General features: G+C 67.0%; 2 protein-coding genes. Both read right to left on the bottom strand.

The window, feature by feature from the left end; genetic code table 11:
* Positions 1-48: 48 nt before the first annotated feature.
* Complete coding sequence (locus AC1DJN_RS22000) at positions 49-786, bottom strand: MgtC/SapB family protein (RefSeq protein ID WP_059064285.1); 738 nt, start codon at positions 784-786, stop codon at positions 49-51.
* A gap of 25 nt (positions 787-811) precedes the next feature.
* On the bottom strand, positions 812-1,266 hold a 455-nt coding region (locus tag AC1DJN_RS22005; protein WP_478040286.1), incomplete at its 5' end, for a cation transporting ATPase C-terminal domain-containing protein.

Below are 1,266 nucleotides of genomic sequence, written 5' to 3' on the forward strand. Positions count from 1 at the left end.
CTGGCAAGCGTTTCCGCAGTTCATGAGGTTGCCGGCCAGCGGCCGGCACTACTCTTCCAGGCTGGCGTTCCAGAATCCCTGCAGCACGCCCGGCGTGGCGGCCAGCGTTGCCAGCACTGCATCCAGTTCAGCGCCATCGACCGTGGTGGCGTACAGCACCGCTTCGATCTCGACATCGCGCTCGCCGAACGGCCGCTGGTCGACCGCGCGTACCGGGTACTGCGCCTGCTCCAGCAACAGCAGCAGCCGGTCCAGCACCTCGGCCTGCTGCTCACGCTGGCAGACCACGTTGATGGCATAGGTGGCCTCGCTGAACGCTTCCGGCAGCGGCTGCCGCTGGATGCGGTTCACCACCGGCCGCAGCAGGGTATTGGCAGCCAGYACGAACACCGCAGCCAGTACCGCTTCAGGCAGCAGCTTGATGCCGGCACAGGCGCCGACCGCAGCCGAACCCCACAGGGTGGCGGCGGTGTTCAGGCCCGACACCTGGGCGCCATCCTTCATGATCGCGCCGGCACCGAGGAAGCCGACGCCGGAGATCACGTAGGCCACCACATGCAGTGGCGACGGCGGCCCGCCGTACAGGTCGTGGAAGCGCACGGCCAGGTCGACGAACACCGCTGCACCCACCGCTACCAGCGTATTGGTGCGCAGGCCGGCGGTGCGCTGGCGGAACTGCCGCTCCAGGCCGATCAGCGCACCCAGCACGAAAGCAACGGACAGGCTGATCAGCGAGCTGAGGGTGGCGCCCGCGTTGAACGCGGGCAGGTGGGGGTTGAAGTCCATGATGCGTCTCCCTGCGCCGGCGCGCTTACTGCCAGCCGTAGCGGCGGATGTAGAGCTTCTTCAGCGCGGTGGTCAGCACCGCATAGCCGAACAGGATCGCCACCAGGAACGGCCAGTAACCGGCCGGCAATGCCTGCAGCTTGAAGTAGCCAGCCAACGGGCTCATCGGCAGGATCACGCCGATGGCCATGATCGCCCCGGTCATCAGCAGCAGCGGCGGCGCAGCGATGCTCTGCAGGAACGGTACCTTGGGCGTGCGGATCATGTGCACGATCAGCGTCTGGGTCAGCAGCCCGACCACGAACCAGCCCGACTGGAACAGGCCCTGGTCGGCCGGCGTGCGTGCATCGAACACGTACCACATCAGGGCGAAGCAGCTGAGGTCGAAGATCGAGCTGATCGGGCCGAAGAACACCATGAAGCGGCCGATGTCCGCCGGGTTCCACTTCAGCGGCCTGCGCACCAGCTCCTCATCCACGT

This window comes from Stenotrophomonas sp. 05L414_2 (assembly GCF_056397905.1).